The following is an 18352-nucleotide window of genomic DNA, read 5'->3' as shown; positions in this document are numbered from 1 at the left end:
TATGTTGAATACCAATAATGTAGTGCCGGGTCGTGCAATCCGGTCGCGTACGGCCTTCGCCTTGATTGCCGCAACTCTCCTGGTCGGCGGCAGCATCACCGAAGCTTCGGCAAAATCCCGGCATCACCGGCATCACTCGAGCCACTCGCATCAAGCCAAGAGCAACTGGCTCGATGCCAATGCCTCGATCCGCTCTTCCGGTTCCTTTTCGGGAAAGGCTTCTTTTTACGGCAATGAATCCGGCAGCAAGACCGCCTCCGGACAGCGGTTCAATCAGAACGCCATGACCGCGGCCCACCGCTCGCTGCCGTTCGGAACCAAGGTCCGGGTGACCTATCGTGGCCAGAGCGTCGTCGTCACGATCAATGACCGTGGTCCCTTCATCAAGGGCCGCGTGCTCGACCTGTCCACGGGTGCCGCCCGCGCCGTCGGCCTGACCGGCGCCGGCGTCGGCCACGTCACTGCCGAGGTCATGTAGCGCGCGTCACACGCGCCGTTTCCGGTCCATCAGATCGAGTAAGCGTTGCGTTGCGTAACCGTCGCGGAACTTTCCGCGGCAACAAGGGCCTGCCGTCGCAAATGACGGCAGGCCTTTTGTCACCCTCCCCCTCCAGGGGAGGATGAACAAAGCTCACAGAAAACTCTGCGGATCGACGTCGACTTCGAGCTTGAGATTGCCCTTGGTCTTCGGCCCGGAGGCAAGCCATTCGCGCAAATATTCCGACAGATCGACATTGCGCAGCGACTTCACCAGCAGCCGAAAGCGATAGCGGCCCTTGATCACGGCAAGCGGCGCTTCGGCAGGCCCCAGCACCTGAATGCGCTCGTCGATCGGCGCTATGGCAGCAAGCCTGCGCGCAAAGCCTTCCGCGGTCGGGCGATCGCCTGCGGAGATGATCAGGCTGGCGAGCCGGCCGAACGGCGGATAACCGGCGCGTTCGCGCGCCTCGATCTCGCTGGCATAGAACGCCTCGCGGTCGCTCGCGACCAGGGCCTTCATCACGGGATGTTCGGGCTGATGGGTCTGCAGGTAGCCGACGCCGCGGCCCTGCTCGCGCCCGGCGCGGCCGATCACCTGGTTGAGCAACTGGAACGTCCGCTCGGCGGCGCGCGGGTCGCCGTTACCGAGGCCCAAATCCGCATCGACGACGCCGACAAGATTGAGCCGCGGAAAATTATGTCCCTTGGCCACCAGTTGCGTGCCGACGATGATGTCGACGCGGCCTTCGGCGATTTCGTTCAGCTCGCTGCGCATGGTCTCGATCGAGGTGATGAGATCACTCGACAGCACCATGGTGCGCGCATTCGGAAACAACGCGGCCGCCTCCTCCTGCAGCCGCTCAACGCCGGGGCCAACCGCGACCAGCGATTCCTCGGCCTGGCAATGCGGGCAGATGTTCGGGCGCGGCATCGAGAAGCCGCAATGGTGACAGACCAGCCGCTGGCGAAACCTGTGATCCACCAGCCAGGCGTCGCAGATCGTGCACGCAAAGCGGTGGCCGCAGGCGCGGCACAGTGTCAGCGGCGCGTAGCCGCGGCGGTTGAGGAACAACAGCGCCTGTTCACGCTTCTCGATCGCGAACTGAATCTGTTCGGCGAGCGGCGGCGAGATGAAGCGGCCGCGCGGCGGCGGGGCGCGGCGCAGATCGATCGCCTCGATATACGGCATGTGCTGGCCGCCGAAACGCGACGGCAGCGCGACGCGCTGATAGCGGCCCTTGCGCGCATTGACCTCGGTTTCGACCGACGGCGTCGCGGACGCCAGCACGATCGGAATCTTGGCGATATGCGCGCGCACCACCGCCATGTCGCGGGCGTGGTAGTGCGCGCCATCGTCCTGCTTGTAGGCCTGGTCGTGCTCCTCATCGACGATGATCAGGCCCAGATCCGCATAGGGCAGGAATAGCGCCGATCGCGCCCCGACCACGACCGGCGCCTCGCCCGCCGATATCGCCGCCCAATTGCGTTGCCGGGTGCGCGGCGTCAATTCGGAATGCCACTCGATCGGACGCACGCCGAAGCGCTGGGCAAAGCGGTCGAGGAACTGTCCGGTCAGCGCGATCTCCGGCATCAGGATCAGTGTCTGCTTGCCCCGCCGAATGATTTCCGCAATGGCCTCGAAATAGACTTCGGTCTTGCCCGAACCGGTGACGCCGTCGAGCAGCGCGACGTGGAAGGAGCCATTGGCCGCGAGTGCGCGCATCGCATCAACGGCCATACGCTGCTGGGGCGAAAATTCCGGCTGCGCGAAGGACGGATCGGGCGCGGGCGGCGCCAAGGGCGGCGGCATCGCCTCGACGGCGAGCGTGCCCTCGTCGACCAGGCCATCGACCACGCTGGAACTAACGCCGGCTTCCCGCGCGGCTTCGGACTTGCCGTGCAGCAGGCCGTCCGACAGCACCTCGATCAGGCGCCGCCGCGCCGGCGTCAAACGCCGTGGCGGCTCGCCCACCAGCCGCACGCCGAGCCGCATCCGCTCGGGCCCGAGATTTTCGCCCATCCGCAACGCCATGCGCAGCACCATGCCGCGCGCCGACAGCGTGTAGGTGGAAACCCAATCGACAAGGCTGCGCAACTCCTCTTTCAGCGGCGGCACATCGAGCTTTTCGCCGACATCCTTCAGGCGGTTGTGCAGGCGCGGATCGGGATTGGCGTTTTCCGCCCACACCACGGCCACCACCTCGCGCGGACCGAGCGGCACGCAGACGACGTCGCCGGGCTTCAGCTCCATGCCGCGCGGCACCCGGTAGGAATAGTTCTGATTGAGCGCGACCGGCACCAGCACGTCGACGACGCGGGTCAACGACGCGGATGAGGTGGTTTCGTGGTCCATCAGGGGAATCGGGCTCGAGGTGTCCAGGGCAAGGCTAGCGCCGCGCCGCCAAGTTAGCGAACGGTAAACGAAAGAGGTGCGATATAATGGATGGAATCACCGTCTCCAAGGCAGAGGTCATGGGCAAGCAAGTTCCGGCACCTCAACCGATCGAGCTCGACTGCGCAGACGAGGACCTCGCGCTGGAGATGGCGCGCTGGCTGACGCATCTGCGCGCCGAGCGGCGGCTCTCGCCCAAGACACTCGAAGCCTACGCCCGCGACCTCCGCCAATGCCTGACTTTCCTCAGCCAGCACTGGGGCAGGAGGGTCACGCTGAAAGGTTTTGCGGCGCTGGAGGCCACCGACGTCAGGGCCTTCATGGCGATGCGCCGCGCCGACGACATTGCCGGGCGGTCGCTGATGCGGGCGCTGGCGGGCTTGCGTTCGTTCGGGCGCTATCTCGAACGCGAAGGCAAGGGCAAGGTCGGTGCCCTGTCTGCCATCCGCGCGCCCAAGGTTGCAAAGAGCCTGCCGAAACCGATCCAGATGGACGCCGCCAAGCGTTTTGCGGATGCCGACGAGCGCGCCGGCGAGGAGCGCGACCCCTGGATCTGGGCGCGCGATGCCGCCGTGATGGCGCTGCTCTACGGTTCGGGCCTGCGCATCTCCGAGGCGCTGGGACTGAAACGGCGCGACGTGCCCAAGCCGGGCGAAGGCGACGTCCTCATCGTCACCGGCAAGGGCAACAAGACCCGGATGGTGCCGGTGCTGCAAAACGTGCTGGCGCTGATCGCCGACTACGTTGCGATGTGCCCGCATTCGCTTCCGCCCGCCGGTCCAATTTTCGTCGGCGCGCGCGGCGGACCATTATCCCCGCGGATCATCCAGCTCACCATGGAGCGGCTGCGCGGCGCGCTCGGCCTGCCCGACAGCGCCACGCCCCATGCGCTGCGGCATTCCTTCGCAACCCATTTGCTCAGCCGCGGCGGCGATTTGCGCGCGATCCAGGAACTGCTCGGCCACGCCTCGCTCTCGACCACGCAGATCTACACCGGCATCGACAGCGAACGGCTGCTGGAAGTCTACAAGAGCGCGCATCCGCGGGGGTAACGCGGGCCAGACACAAATATCGAAAACAACCCCATGCAAAGTAGAATGGACCCCGGTTCGCAGCACTCAGGCCGCTTGCGTCCAGAGCACGAGATGGCCCGTCGTCACGGCCCGGCCTGATCTCATCCCGCTCTAATTTGCGAGATACTCAATCCGGTACACATAGTCCGATCCGCGACCGACCTCCATGCGGACGACAGGCAGGAATTTGAGCCGCTCATAGACGGGGGTCGTCACCTTTACCGTGCGGCCGGCGATGTCGGCGAGGTGTTCGACATGACGCGCGCCTTGCCCGCGCACATGACCAGCGGCCAAAAGCATGCCGCGACGAAATCGGCGGTTGTCATATTGAGAGCTTAGAAATACGGATAGAACAATCCATTAATCAACGGGCCCAAAATCCGCTTAACTCTTGCTTTGAACAGGCCGTTCGGCAATCGTGAACCTGGATTTCACTGGAGAGGGACAATATGGGCGCACATGAAAGCATGGAGCATGCGGAGCATGCCGAGCACGCTTCGGGCTCGAACAAGAAGATCGCGTTGCTGATCGCCGTGATCGCCTTGTTTCTGGCGCTGTCGGAAACGCTGGGCAAGGGCGCGCAGACCGAGGCCATCAGCAAGAACGTCGAGGCTTCCAACCTGTGGGCGTTCTTCCAGGCCAAGAGCATCCGCCGCACCACGGTACAGGCCACGGCGGAACACGCCAAGCTCAGCCTGGGGACCATCGGCGACGATGCTGCGAAAGCGGCCTTGCAAAAACAGATCGACGACTGGAACAAGACCGCGGCGCGTTACCGTTCGGAGCCGGAAACCGGGGAGGGTTCGGAACAGCTCGCCGCACGCGCCAAGCATGCCGAGCACCAGCGCGACGACGCAACGGCAAAGTATCACCACTATGAAATCGCCTCGGCCGCCTTCCAGATCGGCATCGTGCTGGCCTCGGCCACCATCATCACCGGCATGATCGCTCTGGCCTGGGTGTCAGGCATATTGGCGATCGCGGGCATCGCGATTACGGCGCTCGGCCTCTACGCGCCGCATCTCTTGCATTTGCATTGATGGAGGTGTCATCACCCGCGAGAAAAGCGGGTGATCCAGTACGCCGCGGCCTCTCGGCTCAAGCACTGACGTCTCTGGGATACTGGGTCGCCCGGTCAAGCCGGGCGACGACAGCGAGAAACTACCGCGCTTCGTGCACGCTCTTGCGGAAACGCGCGATCAGCCGCAGCGTCCGCGACGACCAGCCCTCGCCGTCGCCACGCAGCATTTCACGAATGCGCAGCTTGATCGGCATGACCAATTCCGCCGCCTTGGCGCGCATCGCCATGATGAATTCATAGATCGTCTTGAACCACGCCATCTGCAGGAGTTTTGTGCGCGTTACGTCGAAGATGAAGGCGGTGACGCCGACACCGACGAGTTTTCCGAACACGATGACGACGACGGCGCTCAGCCAATATTCATTCGCCAGCAGCCAGAGGCCGACCAGCTTGAGCGGGAACAGCGGGATCACCGGCACCGCGAACACGATCAGCGTCATCGCCGGCGACAGCGTATCGACGCGCCCGGACAGCCATTGCTTGAAGGCGCGCAGCGGGATCCGTGCGACGATGCGCTCGACGATCGGCTCGAGATGATCCCACAGCCAGGCTTCGATCAGGAAGATGACCGCAAGCAGGACCCAGAACGGCTGTAACAGGCGGCGCATCATCTATTGTGTCTCTGGAGCGCAATGACGTTCATTCCAGCGTCATTCCGCCCCATCTCTTTGTTTAAAGCATGATCTCCGCGCAAACGCATTCAGCATTTGTCGCGAGAGAAAGCGGATAACCGCTTCTTCAATCACGCTCTACCCGGTAATGTACCGGGTTCCGATCACATATGGATGGCGCGTTTGCCGACCGCAAGCGCGGCTTCCTTGATGGCTTCCGAGCGGGTCGGATGGGCATGGCACGTGCGCGCCAGATCTTCGGCGGAGCCGCCAAACTCCATCAGAACGCAGGCTTCATGGATCATTTCGCCGGCTTCGCGGCCGACGATGTGCACGCCGAGCACGCGGTCAGTCTTCGCATCTGCGAGAATCTTCACGAAACCGTCAGTGGTCTGGTTGACCTTGGAGCGACCATTGGCGGTGAACGGAAATTTGCCGGAGGTGTAGGCGACGCCGGCCTGCTTCAGTTCTTCCTCGGTCTTGCCGACCGACGACACTTCCGGCGTGGTATACACCACGCCTGGAATAACGTCGTAGTTCACATGACCGGCCTGGCCGGCAATGATCTCGGCGCAGGCGACGCCCTCATCCTCGGCCTTGTGCGCGAGCATCGGTCCCGCCACCACGTCGCCGATCGCGTAGACGCCCTTCACGGTGGTTGCGAAATGCGCGTCGATCTGCACGCGTCCGCGATTGTCGAGCGCGATGCCCGCTTCCTTGCAGCCGAGCCCTTCGGTGTAGGGTACGCGGCCGATGCAGACGAGAACGACATCGGTCTCGAGCGTCTCCGCCGTTCCACCCGCCGCTGGCTCCACCGTCGCCTTCAACATCTTGCCTGACGTATCGACGGCAGTGACCTTGGCGCCGAGCTTGAACGCAAAGCCCTGCTTTTCGAGCATGCGCTGGAATTGCTTTGCAACCTCGCCATCCATGCCCGGCAGGATGCGGTCGAGGAATTCGACCACCATGACCTCAGCGCCGAGCCGTTTCCAGACCGAGCCAAGCTCGAGCCCTATCACGCCCGCGCCGATGATCAGAAGCTTCTCCGGCACTTTTTCCAGCGATAGCGCGCCGGTCGACGACACCACGCGCTTTTCGTCGATCTCGATGCCCTTCAGCCGCGCGATATCGGAGCCGGTGGCAATGACGATGTTTTTGGTCTCGACCGTCTGCGCCTTGCCGTCGCTGCCCGTGACCTCGACCTTGCCGGCGCCGAGGATCTTGCCCTTGCCATTGATGACATCGATCTTGTTCTTCTTCATCAGGAACTCGACGCCCTTGACGTTTCCGTCGATGCCCTGCTGCTTGAAGTTCATCATCGAGGGCAAATCGAGTTTTGGCGTGGAAACGCTGACGCCCATTTTCGCAAATGAGTGCGCGGCCTCCTCGAACATTTCGGAGGCATGCAGCAGCGCCTTCGACGGCATGCAGCCGACGTTGAGGCAGGTGCCGCCGAGTGCCGCGTTCTTCTCGACCACGGCGACCTTCATGCCGAGTTGCGCCGCGCGCACCGCGCAGACATATCCGCCCGGGCCGGTGCCGATGACGACGAGATCGTAGGAAGCCATGATGAAGTCCTGTAGCTGAGAAACGTGTCAGGTATTACCGCCCACCCGAGACATCAAGGATGGCGCTGGTGACGTAGGACGCCTCGTCCGAGATCAGCCAGACGATGGCGTTGGCGATTTCATCCGCGGTGCCGACGCGCTGCATCGGCACCATGTGCGCCAGCCGGTGCGCGCGATCGGGTTCGCCGCCGGAAGCATGAATTTCGGTATCGATCAGCCCGGGGCGGATCGCGGCCACGCGAATGCCCTCGCCGGCGACTTCATGGCCGAGACCGACGGTGAAGGAATCCACCGCGCCCTTGGAAGCCGCATAGTCGACATACGTATTGGGGGAGCCGAGTTTCGCCGCGACCGAGGAAAGATTGACGATGACGCCGCCCTCGCCGCCCTTGCGGGTCGACATCCGCTTCACGGCTTCGCGGGCGCACAGGATGCTGCCGGTGACGTTGACCGCCATCATGCGCTGGATGCGCTCGGCCGACATGTCCTCGACCCGCGCCGACGGGCCGACGATGCCGGCATTATTGACGAGCGCCCCTAGCGTTCCGAATTCGTCGGCGGCAGCGAACAGCGCGAGAATATCCGCCTCGCTGCCGACATCGCATTTCACGGCAATCGCCTTGCCGTTCTTGCGCTCGATCGAGGCGACGACTTCCTTCGCCGCCGCCTCATTGCTGGCGTAGCCGACCACGACGCGAAAGCCGCGCGCGGCGGCAGCGAGCGCGGTGGCGCGGCCGATGCCGCGGCTACCGCCGGTGATCACAACAACCTTGTCCGTCATATCAGCCCCCACAAGTCGGCGCGCATCGATCCATGGCTCGCAGCGCCGGCCTTTCGCACCGGCGCGGGCAAAGCCGATGGCGTTAGAGATCCAGCACCAGACGTGCGGGGTCTTCCAGGCTTTCCTTGACGCGGACCAGGAAGGTCACCGCTTCCTTGCCGTCGATCACGCGGTGATCGTAAGACAGCGCCAGATACATCATCGGGCGGACCTCGATCTTGCCGCCGACCACCATCGGCCGCTCCTGGATCTTGTGCATGCCGAGGATGCCGGACTGCGGCGCGTTCAGGATCGGCGTCGACATCAGCGAACCGTAGATGCCGCCATTGGTGATGGTGAAGGTGCCGCCCTGCATCTCGTCGATCTTGAGCTGGCCATCGCGGGCGCGGCGGCCGAAATCGGCGATTCCCTTTTCGATGTCGGAGATCGACTTGTGGTCGCAGTCGCGCACTACGGGCACGACCAGGCCCTTGTCGGTGCCGACGGCGACGCCGATGTGGTAGTAGTTCTTGTAGATCAAATCAGTGCCGTCGATCTCGGCATTGACGGCCGGGATATCCTTCAGCGCCTGCACGACGGCCTTGGTGAAGAAGCCCATGAAGCCGAGCTTCGAACCATGCTTCTTCTCGAACACGTCCTTGTATTGTGTGCGCATCGCCATGATGTGGGTCATGTCGACCTCGTTGAAGGTCGTCAGCATCGCCGCCGTGTTCTGCACGTCCTTCAGCCGCCGCGCGATGGTCTGGCGCAGCCGCGTCATCTTCACGCGCTCTTCGCGCGCGGCATCGTCAGCCGGAGACGGCGCGCGCACCTGCACGGAAGCGGCCGGCTGATTGACCGGGGTCGGCGCGGACGCCGCCTTCTCGATCGCGGCCAGCATGTCGCCCTTGGTGACGCGGCCGTCCTTGCCGGAGCCGGGAACGGTCGCGGCATCGATGCCGCTTTCGGCGGAGAGCTTTCGAACCGACGGCGCCAGCGGCGCATCCGATGCCGCAGCCTTCGGAGCCGCGGCGGGCGCCGCAGCCGGAGCTGCTGCGGGTTTGGCAGGTGGGGCGGCCGGCTTCACAGCACTCGCCGCACCGTCATTGATCTGCCCAAGCAGCGCGCCGACGGCGACGGTCTCGCCATCTTTGGCCGCGATCTCGCCGAGCACACCGGCAGACGGCGCCGGCACTTCGATGGTGACCTTGTCGGTCTCAAGCTCGACCAGCGGCTCGTCCACCGCGACGGCCTCGCCGGCTTTCTTGAACCAGCGGCCGATGGTGGCTTCCGTCACGGACTCGCCGAGCGTCGGAACACGAATTTCAGTCATGGTCTTTTTCCCCTTTGCGTCATGGCCGGGCTCGTCCCGGCCATCCACGCCCTAAGACAATTTTCACAAAGCAAGACGTGGATGCCCGGGACATTTGAGGCCAAGACGGCGCTTCGCGCCTTTTGCCCGGGCATGACGACTTGGGGCAATTGCTAGTTCAGCGCCTCATCCAGCATCGCCTTGAGCTGCGCCTGGTGCTTCGACATCAAACCGGTGGCGGTTGCGGCCGACGCAGCACGGCCCGCGTAACGCGGACGCCGGTTCGGCGCATGGATCTGGTTCAACACCCATTCGAGATAGGGCTCGATGAAGTGCCACGCGCCCATGTTGCGCGGCTCTTCCTGGCACCAGACCACTTCGGCGTTCTTGAAGCGGGCGAGCTCGTGCACCAGCGCCTTGAGCGGCACCGGATAGAGCTGCTCGACGCGCATGATGTAGATGTCGTCGATGCCGCGCTTCTCGCGCTCCTCGTAGAGATCGTAATAGACCTTGCCCGAACACAGCACGACACGGCGGATCTTGTCGTCCGACGTGAGCTTGATCTTCTCGTCGGGCAGCATCTGGGCGTCATCGTACAGGATGCGGTGGAAGGTAGTGTCCGCCGCCAGCTCGTCGAGCCGCGAGACCGCGCGCTTGTGCCGCAACAGCGACTTCGGCGTCATCAGGATCAGGGGCTTGCGGATTTCGCGGTGCAGCTGGCGCCGCAACACGTGGAAGTAATTCGCCGGCGTAGTGGGATACACCACCTGCATGTTGTCTTCGGCGCACATCTGCAGGAAACGCTCGAGCCGCGCCGAAGAATGCTCCGGCCCCTGCCCTTCATAGCCATGCGGCAGCAGGCAGACGAGGCCGGACATGCGCAGCCATTTACGCTCGCCTGACGAGATGAACTGGTCGAACAGCACCTGGGCGCCGTTGGCGAAGTCGCCGAACTGCGCTTCCCACATCGCCAGCGCCTTCGGCTCGGCCAGCGAATAGCCGTACTCGAAGCCGAGCACCGCCTCTTCGGACAAGAGCGAGTTGATGACCTCGTAATGGCCCTGGTCGTGGCCGAGATGGTTGAACGGCGTGTAGCGGCTCTCGTCTTCCTGGTCGATCAGCACCGAATGGCGCTGCGAAAAAGTGCCGCGCTCGCTGTCCTGTCCCGACAGCCGGACGTGGCGACCTTCCTCCAGCAGCGTGCAGAACGCCAGCGCCTCGCCGGTCGCCCAGTCGATGCCGACGCCGTTGTCGATCGCCTTGGCGCGGTTTTCCAGGAAGCGCTGGATGGTGCGGTGAACCCGGAAGCCGTCCGGCACCTTGGTGATCTTGCGCCCGATATCCTTGAGGATGTTGACGTCGACGCCGGTGACGCCGCGGCGGGCTTCCTCTTCCTGGTCGGCGGACTTGAAGCCCGCCCACTTGCCGTCGAGCCAGTCGGCCTTGTTGGGCTTGTAGCCGGAACCGGCCTCGAGCTCGGCATCGAGCCGCGCGCGCCAGTCGGCCTTGGCCTTCTCGACCTCGCCCTCGGTCATCACGCCGTCGGCGATCAGCCGCCTGGCATAAATCTCCAGTGTCGACGGATGCGAGGCGATCCGCTTGTACATTACCGGCTGGGTGAACGCCGGCTCGTCGCCCTCGTTGTGGCCATGGCGGCGATAGCAGAACATATCGATGACGACAGGCTTGTGGAATTTCTGCCGGAACTCGATCGCGACCTTGGCCGCGAACACCACCGCTTCCGGATCGTCGCCGTTCACATGGAAAATCGGCGCGTCGATCATCTTCGCCACGTCGGACGGATAGGGCGAGGAACGCGAGTAGCGCGGATAGGTGGTGAAGCCGATCTGGTTGTTGACGATGAAATGCAGCGAGCCGCCGGTGCGGTAGCCCTTCAGGTCGGACAGGCTGAAGCATTCCGCCACGACGCCCTGGCCAGCGAACGCCGCGTCGCCATGCATCAGCATCGGCAGCACCGAAATACGCATATCCGGCGGATCGCCGTGCTGGTCCTGCTTGGCGCGAACCTTGCCGAGCACGACGGGGTCGACGATTTCGAGATGCGACGGGTTCGCGGTCAGCGACAGATGGATCTTGTTGTTATCGAACTCGCGGTCGCTCGATGCGCCGAGATGGTATTTGACGTCGCCGGAGCCTTCGACCGCGTCCGGGTTGGCGGAGCCGCCCTTGAATTCATGAAACAGCGCGCGGTGCGGCTTGCCCATCACCTGCGTCAGCACGTTGAGGCGGCCGCGATGCGGCATGCCGAGCACGATCTCCTTCACGCCGAGATTGCCGCCGCGCTTGATGATCTGTTCGAGCGCCGGAATCAGCGATTCAGCACCGTCGAGGCCGAAACGCTTGGTGCCGGTGAACTTGAGATCGCAGAACTTTTCAAACCCCTCGGCTTCGACCAGCTTGTTGAGGATCGCGCGGCGTCCCTCGCGGGTAAAACTGATTTCCTTGTCCGGACCCTCGATGCGCTCCTGGATCCAGGCCTTCTGCGCGGCGTTGGAGATGTGCATGAACTCGACGCCGAGCGTCTGGCAGTAGGTGCGCTCGCAGATCGCGACGATTTCGCGCAAGCTGCCGTATTCGAGACCGAGCACGTGGTCGAGGAAGATCTTGCGGTCGAAATCGGCTTCGGTGAAGCCATAGGTGCGCGGATCGAGCTCTTCGCGGTCGCGCTGCGCCTCGATGCCGAGCGGATCGAGCTTGGCGTGGAAATGACCGCGCATGCGGTAGGCGCGGATCAGCATCAAGGCGCGGACCGAATCGCGGGTCGCCTGGTTGATGTCGGCGGCCGACAGCTCGGCGCCCTTGGCCTGCGCCTTGGCGGCAAGCTTGGTGCCGACCGCCTTCTCGACGGTGACCCAGTTGCCGTCCAGCGCCGAGGTCAGTTCGTCGCGCGGGGTGAGTGGCCAGTTGTCGCGGCCCCAGGAGGGCCCCTCGGCGTTCTTCTGGACGTCGGCCGGGGTGTCTTTCAGGCTCTTGAAGAATTCCTGCCATTCGGCGTCGACCGATGCGGGGTCTTGCTCGTAGCGGGCATAGAGGTCGTCGATGTAGGTGGCGTTGGTGCCCTGCAAAAATGAGGAGAGGGCAAATGCTGCATTCGCGTCCTGGCGAGACATGATGGAGTCCTGGTAATTTTCGGTTTGCGCGTGGAAGACGGCGCATCGCCGATCCGGAAACCGGATCAGCGGGATAAGTACCCCTTACCCTATTTAATGCGAAACTTCGCCCCGAAAAGAACCAAGAATTGAATTACGATTTCAACTTTTCGGCAAGGGTATGTCCGAGCCGTGCCGGCGACGGAGAGACCGTAATTCCGGCCGCTTCCATGGCCGCGGTCTTGGATCCGGCGTCGCCCTTGCCGCCGGAGATGATCGCGCCGGCATGGCCCATGCGGCGGCCGGGAGGGGCCGTGACGCCGGCGATGAAGCCAACCATCGGCTTCTTCCGGCCGCGCTTGGCCTCGTCCTTGATGAACTGGGCGGCGTCTTCCTCGGCCGAGCCGCCGATTTCACCGATCATGATGATCGAAGTGGTCTTGGGATCGGCGAGGAACATTTCCAGCACGTCGATGAATTCGGTGCCCTTGACCGGGTCGCCGCCGATACCGACCGCGGTGGTCTGGCCGAGACCCTCCTGGGTGGTCTGGAACACGGCTTCGTAGGTCAACGTGCCCGAGCGGGAAACGATCCCGACGCTGCCGGGCTTGAAGATGTTGGCCGGCATGATGCCGATCTTGCATTCGCCGGCGGTCATCACGCCCGGGCAGTTCGGCCCGATCAGCCGCGATTTCGATCCGCTCAGCGATCTCTTGACGCGCACCATGTCGAGCACCGGAATGCCCTCCGTGATGCAGACGATCAACGGAATTTCCGCATCGATCGCTTCGCAGATCGCATCCGCCGCGCCCGGCGGCGGAACGTAGATCACGGAGGCATCTGCGCCGGTCTTCTCGCGCGCTTCGGCGACGGTGTCGAAGACGGGCAGGTTGAGATGCTTGGAGCCGCCCTTACCCGGCGAGGTGCCGCCGACCATCTGGGTACCGTAAGCGATCGCGGCTTCCGAATGGAACGTGCCGTTCTTGCCGGTGAAACCCTGGCAGATGACTTTGGTATTCTTGTCGATCAGAACGGACATGGTTGCGAACGCTTTCGTAGGTGACCGGGAACGATGAACGATAGGCTTAGTGAATCCGCCGGTAGACGCCGGTGAGCACATCGGCCCATCCTTCGGCGTCAGGCGAGAACTGGATCTTCATGGTGTAGTTGTCGTTGTCGACGACTTCATAGACGTGGCGCGCGTTGCCGCGCAGCGAGCCCCGCACCAGAATCAATGTCTTGCCGGTCCAGCCGCCGGAGGCCGGTGCCGGCGAGTAGTAGCCGAGCGAATCGTGCCAGAATAATTTGTAGTGCCGGTCGTCGCGGTCGTAGGTGAACACGCCATGGGTCGCGAAGCTCTCCTTGCCGTCGCGCATCTGGCGGGTGTCCTGGATCAAATAGAAGCCGTTGAGATCCATCCGCGCCACCACATGCGAGGTCGCCGGACCGCCGGCGGTCCAGCGCGACGGATAGACCACTTCCTCGCCGGCCCATTCGCCGGCAAACACCCCGAGCTTGCGGTGTTCTTCCAGCGGCATCGGTGCAGCGAGATGGTCAGCCATCGCTAGCCTCCCTTGACGGCTTTCACGATTTTCTGTGCGGCATCGTCGAGATTGTCGGCCGGCACCACGTTGAGGCCGCTTTCGCGGATAATCTTCTTGCCGGCGTCGACATTGGTGCCTTCGAGCCGCACCACCAGCGGCACTTTCAGGCCGACTTCCTTGACGGCGGCGACCACGCCTTCGGCAATGATATCACACTTCATGATGCCGCCGAAGATGTTGACCAGGATGCCCTTCACGTTCGGATCGGCGGTGATGATCTTGAAGGCCGCCGCCACCTTCTCCTTGCTGGCGCCGCCGCCGACATCGAGGAAGTTGGCGGGCTCCATGCCGTAGAGCTTGATGATGTCCATGGTCGCCATAGCGAGGCCGGCGCCGTTGACCATGCAGCCGATGGTGCCGTCGAGCGTGACGTAGTTGAGATCGTATTTCGACGCCTCGATTTCCTTGGCGTCTTCCTCGGTCTCGTCGCGCAGCGCGGCCACTTCGGGATGGCGGTACATGGCGTTGTCGTCGAACGACACTTTCGCATCGAGCACGCGCAACAGGCCCTGCTTGGTGACAACCAGCGGATTGATTTCCAGCATCGCCATGTCCTTGGCGACAAAGGCGTTGTAGAGCTGCACCACCAGCTTCTCGGCCTGCTTGGCGAGATCGCCGGAAAGATTGAGCGCCTTTGCGACCGTGCGGCCGTGATGGCCCATGATGCCGGTGGCCGGATCGACCGAGAAGGTCACGATCTTCTCAGGATTATTGTGCGCGACTTCCTCGATGTTGACGCCGCCTTCGGTCGACACCACGAACGCCACCTTACTGGTTTCGCGGTCGACCAGGATCGAGAGATAGAACTCCTTGTCGATGTCGGAGCCTTCCTCGATGTAGAGGCGATTGACCTGCTTGCCGTGCGCGCCGGTCTGGATCGTGACGAGCGTGGCGCCCAGCATCTGCTTGGCGAATTCATTGACCTCGGCAACGGACTTGGCGATGCGGACGCCGCCCTTGTCGCCGGCGGAGGCTTCCTTGAACTTGCCCTTGCCGCGGCCGCCGGCATGGATCTGGCTCTTCACCACCCAGACCGGGCCGGGAAGCGTCTTGGCGGCGGCATCCGAATCCGAGGCCTTCAGAACCGGCACACCGCGCGAAATCGGCACGCCGAATTCATGCAGCAGAGCCTTGGCCTGGTATTCATGGATATTCATCTGGACGCTCCCCAAAACCCTTAGCGGCGAGTTCTACAGTTCACCGGCATTGGTAGTTGGCATACCATATACCAACAGAACTGCAACCCTGAAAACACTTCCGCCCCCGCGAAGGGGCGAAAGCCGAGTAAAATCAACGGCCCAACAGGTCGGGCGCGATCTTCTTGCAGGCGTCGACCAGGCCCTGCACCGCGCCGACCGACTTGTCGAAGGCTTCGCGGTCCTTACCGGCCAGCTCGATCTCGACGATACGCTCGACCCCCTTCGAGCCGATGACAACGGGGACGCCGACATACATGTCCTTCACGCCGTATTCGCCGTTGAGATAGGCGGCGCAGGGCAGCACGCGCTTCTTGTCCTTCAGGTAGCTCTCGGCCATCGCGATCGCGGAAGCGGCCGGGGCATAGAACGCCGAACCGGTCTTGAGGAGGTTGACGATCTCGGCGCCGCCGTTGCGGGTACGGTCGACGATCTCGTCGATGCGTGCCTGCGAGGTCCAACCCATCTTGACCAGATCAGGCAGCGGAATGCCGGCGACGGTGGAATAGCGGGTCAGCGGCACCATGGTGTCGCCGTGACCGCCGAGCACGAAGGCGGTGACGTCTTCGACCGAGACGTTGAATTCATCGGCCAGGAAATAACGGAAACGCGCGGAGTCGAGCACGCCGGCCATGCCGACCACCTTCTTGTGCGGCATGCCGGAAGCCTTCTGCAGCGCCCACACCATCGCATCCAGCGGGTTGGTGATGCAGATGACGAAAGCGTCGGGGGCATATTTCTTGATGCCGGCGCCGACCTGCTCCATGACCTTGAGATTGATGCTCAGGAGATCGTCGCGGCTCATGCCGGGCTTGCGCGGCACGCCGGCGGTGACGATGCAGACCTTGGCGCCATCAAGCGCGTCGTAGGAATTGGCGCCGGTGAGATGGGCGTCGAAACCGTCGACCGGCGAAGACTGCGCGATATCGAGCGCTTTACCCTGGGGAACGCCCTCCGCAATGTCGAACATCACGACGTCGCCGAGCTCCTTCAGGCCGACGAGGTGAGCCAGCGTTCCGCCGATCTGACCGGAGCCAATCAAAGCAATCTTGTCGCGCGCCATGGGAAATTTGTCCTTCTGAGACGAAGATGAGGGGTGTGGATAAGGAAGTTGGATGGCTGGTTATCCCTTTCGAATGACCGGTTCAAGCCGGGGCATGCCCGATTCCAGACCCTGCCTCGATTTCGGTCAGGTATGCCAGCGAAAGACTACGTTTCCACCAGCCCCGTGCTCGACCCGCTCGCCGCGGAATCCTTCCGGCCGTGCGGGAGCGCCAAGTAGGATTCGGAGCTCATTTCGATCAGCCGTGACGAGGTCCGCTTGAACTCGTTGGCCTCATTGCCATCGGTTGCCAGGTACAGCGACACCGGATCGGCCTCGGCCGACGCCATCAGCTTCACGGCATTGTCATAGAGCGTATCGATCAGCGAGATGAAACGCTTGGCGGCGTTGCGCTCGGCGTAATCCATGACAGGAATGCGGTCGATCAGGATGGTGTGATAATCGTGCGCCAGCCGCAGATAGTCCGACGCCGCCAGCGGCTTTTCGCAGATATCGGCGAAGGAAAACCGCGCCACACCGTGCGCCGAGCATGGCACATGCAGCTTGCGGCCCTTGATAGCGATGTCGCGCGACTTGCACGGCGCGTTGCCGGTCATCCTGCCCCAGGCGCGGTTGAGGACGAATTCGGCTTCCGGATCGTTCGTCAGCCACATCTTCACGCCGGCGAGTTTTTCCAGGCGGAAATCCGTGCGCGCGTCGAGCCGCAGCACGTCCATGCGGCCTTCGATCTGCGAAATGAACGGCAGGAACAGCGCGCGGTTGAGCCCGCCTTTGTAGAGATCTTCGGGCGCGACGTTCGAGGTCGCCACCACGACGGTGCCGAGCTCGAACAGTTTTGAGAACAGCCGCCCGAGGATCATGGCGTCGGCGATGTCGGTGACGTGGAATTCGTCGAAACACAACAGCCACGCCTCGTCGAAGATGGCGTTGGCTGTCAGCTCGATCACGTCGCCGTCTGCGATTTCACCGCGCGCGATGTTCTGCCGATAGGCGTAGATCTTCTCATGCGCCTCGGCCATGAATTCGTGGAAATGGGCGCGGCGCTTGTGCGCGACCGGCGAGTGCTGAAAGAACAGGTCCATCAGCATGGTCTTGCCGCGGCCGACCTCGCCGTGAACGTAAAGCCCCCGCGGCGGCGGTTCGCTCTTGTCGCCAAACAACCGGCCAAGCAGGCTGAGCTTGCGCGCCGGCTTGTAGCTCGACAGCCGTTCCTCAAGCGCGGTGAACGCCTCGGCGGCGTCGGCCTGCGCAGGATCGGCCTCGATCGCGCCGGAGGAAACCAGCGCCTGATACTGCGCGCGGAACGAGGTGGGGTCGGTCGACAGCATGGCCCCTTTCGGCCTCAAGCGAAGAGAAATTGCAAGCCTTGAATGATGCTGGGGCCATGCAAATGAAGCTGCGTAGCCCGGATGGAGCGCAGCGCAATCCGGGGTTCTGTAACAAGCGGATAGGCCTGCCCCGGATTTCGCGGAGCCTGTCATCGGGCGCGCATTCGCGCGACCCGTTGGCTCCATCCGGGCTACGGCTCACGCACTCAGCGCGTAGGAATCCTCGACCACATAGGGGCCGCCGCCGGTGGAGGCGCGCGACGAAAACAGCACGAAGCGGGAGGCCATGAACGTCCGGCTCGGAAAGTAGCCGCGCACCGAGAGATAATCGGCCACGTCCTGGCTCGACGCATCGTGCAGCCGCGCCAGCGTCACGTGCGGCGTGAATTTTCGGCCCTCGGGATCGAGCCCGATCCGCTGCATCAGCCGTTCGAGTTCGGCCTGCAGCTCGATCAGCGGCCGGCTCGGCTCGACGGAAGCGACCACCGCGCGTGGCTTCTTGCCGCCAAAACTCTGCAGGCCCTGCACCTTGACCTCGAACGGCTTGCGGTTGATCCGAAACAGCATCGAGGCGATTTCATTCGCCGACATGCCGTCGATATCGCCGATGAAGCGCAAGGTGACGTGGTAATTTTCGGGATCGATCCAGCGTGCGCCAGGAAGGCCGCCACGCAAATTGGAAAGGCTCTGGCCGATCTCGGCCGGAATTTCCAGTCCAGCAAACAAACGCGGCATCGCAAAAATCCTCGATGCGAAGGCGTCAGCTTTGGAGGC

At 63.3% G+C, this 18352-nt stretch carries 16 protein-coding genes; 3 read left to right on the top strand and 13 right to left on the bottom strand.

The window, feature by feature from the left end; genetic code table 11:
* The first annotated feature begins 1 nt into the window (after window position 1).
* Window positions 2–478 (top strand): septal ring lytic transglycosylase RlpA family protein, encoded by a 477-nt coding sequence (locus V1286_RS35710; protein ID WP_334488158.1) that lies wholly within the window; start codon window positions 2–4, stop codon window positions 476–478.
* Between the two features lie 153 nt (window positions 479–631).
* Here the strand turns inward: V1286_RS35710 and V1286_RS35705 are convergent, their stop codons facing one another.
* A complete protein-coding gene (locus V1286_RS35705; protein WP_334488155.1) occupies window positions 632–2833 on the bottom strand; it encodes a primosomal protein N' in 2202 nt (733 codons plus the stop codon).
* A 119-nt stretch (window positions 2834–2952) separates the two neighbouring features.
* On the opposite strand from V1286_RS35705, the gene V1286_RS35700 reads away from it, so the two are divergent.
* Window positions 2953–3924, top strand: a complete 972-nt coding sequence (locus V1286_RS35700) for a tyrosine recombinase XerC (RefSeq protein ID WP_334490141.1) — start codon at window positions 2953–2955, stop codon at window positions 3922–3924.
* Window positions 3925–4056: 132 nt separating this feature from the next.
* On the opposite strand, the gene V1286_RS35695 is transcribed toward V1286_RS35700, so the two are convergent.
* Window positions 4057–4245: a hypothetical protein gene (locus V1286_RS35695; RefSeq protein WP_334488152.1), complete on the bottom strand. Its 189-nt coding sequence runs from the start codon at window positions 4243–4245 to the stop codon at window positions 4057–4059.
* Window positions 4246–4394: 149 nt separating this feature from the next.
* Between V1286_RS35695 and V1286_RS35690 the strand changes: the two genes are divergently transcribed.
* Window positions 4395–4985 (top strand): DUF4337 domain-containing protein, encoded by a 591-nt coding sequence (locus tag V1286_RS35690; RefSeq protein ID WP_247782600.1) that lies wholly within the window; start codon window positions 4395–4397, stop codon window positions 4983–4985.
* A gap of 121 nt (window positions 4986–5106) precedes the next feature.
* On the opposite strand, the gene V1286_RS35685 is transcribed toward V1286_RS35690, so the two are convergent.
* The 11 genes from V1286_RS35685 to thpR all read right to left on the bottom strand — a co-directional run bounded on the left by V1286_RS35685 (window position 5107) and on the right by thpR (window position 18313).
* Window positions 5107–5637 carry a hypothetical protein gene (locus tag V1286_RS35685; protein ID WP_334488148.1) on the bottom strand — a complete coding sequence of 177 codons (531 nt, stop codon included), beginning with the start codon at window positions 5635–5637 and terminating at the stop codon, window positions 5107–5109.
* Between the two features lie 164 nt (window positions 5638–5801).
* On the bottom strand, window positions 5802–7205 hold the full coding sequence (gene lpdA / locus V1286_RS35680) for a dihydrolipoyl dehydrogenase (protein ID WP_334488145.1): 1404 nt from the start codon (window positions 7203–7205) through the stop codon (window positions 5802–5804).
* Between the two features lie 34 nt (window positions 7206–7239).
* On the bottom strand, window positions 7240–7986 hold the full coding sequence (locus V1286_RS35675) for an SDR family oxidoreductase (protein ID WP_247782597.1): 747 nt from the start codon (window positions 7984–7986) through the stop codon (window positions 7240–7242).
* An 82-nt stretch (window positions 7987–8068) separates the two neighbouring features.
* Complete coding sequence (odhB, locus tag V1286_RS35670; RefSeq protein ID WP_334488137.1) at window positions 8069–9298, bottom strand: 2-oxoglutarate dehydrogenase complex dihydrolipoyllysine-residue succinyltransferase; 1230 nt, start codon at window positions 9296–9298, stop codon at window positions 8069–8071.
* A 152-nt stretch (window positions 9299–9450) separates the two neighbouring features.
* Window positions 9451–12408 carry a 2-oxoglutarate dehydrogenase E1 component gene (locus tag V1286_RS35665; RefSeq protein WP_334488134.1) on the bottom strand — a complete coding sequence of 986 codons (2958 nt, stop codon included), beginning with the start codon at window positions 12406–12408 and terminating at the stop codon, window positions 9451–9453.
* 133 nt (window positions 12409–12541) lie between these two features.
* The gene (gene sucD, locus V1286_RS35660; RefSeq protein WP_108520624.1) at window positions 12542–13426 is read right to left on the bottom strand and encodes a succinate--CoA ligase subunit alpha; all 885 of its coding nucleotides are present in this window, start codon (window positions 13424–13426) and stop codon (window positions 12542–12544) included.
* A 46-nt stretch (window positions 13427–13472) separates the two neighbouring features.
* Window positions 13473–13949, bottom strand: coding sequence for a DUF1579 family protein (locus tag V1286_RS35655; protein WP_334488130.1), 477 nt, complete (start codon window positions 13947–13949; stop codon window positions 13473–13475).
* A gap of 2 nt (window positions 13950–13951) precedes the next feature.
* On the bottom strand, window positions 13952–15148 hold the full coding sequence (gene sucC, locus V1286_RS35650) for an ADP-forming succinate--CoA ligase subunit beta (protein WP_334488128.1): 1197 nt from the start codon (window positions 15146–15148) through the stop codon (window positions 13952–13954).
* Between the two features lie 133 nt (window positions 15149–15281).
* Window positions 15282–16250: a malate dehydrogenase gene (gene mdh / locus V1286_RS35645; protein ID WP_108520631.1), complete on the bottom strand. Its 969-nt coding sequence runs from the start codon at window positions 16248–16250 to the stop codon at window positions 15282–15284.
* Between the two features lie 146 nt (window positions 16251–16396).
* Window positions 16397–17578 (bottom strand): cell division protein ZapE, encoded by a 1182-nt coding sequence (zapE, locus tag V1286_RS35640; RefSeq protein ID WP_334488123.1) that lies wholly within the window; start codon window positions 17576–17578, stop codon window positions 16397–16399.
* 198 nt (window positions 17579–17776) lie between these two features.
* Window positions 17777–18313, bottom strand: coding sequence for an RNA 2',3'-cyclic phosphodiesterase (thpR, locus tag V1286_RS35635; RefSeq protein ID WP_108520635.1), 537 nt, complete (start codon window positions 18311–18313; stop codon window positions 17777–17779).
* Window positions 18314–18352: the final 39 nt, after the last annotated feature.

Source organism: Bradyrhizobium algeriense (assembly GCF_036924595.1).
Classification (GTDB): Bacteria; Pseudomonadota; Alphaproteobacteria; order Rhizobiales; family Xanthobacteraceae; genus Bradyrhizobium; species Bradyrhizobium algeriense.
This window is presented reverse-complemented; position numbering and strand designations above follow the sequence as displayed.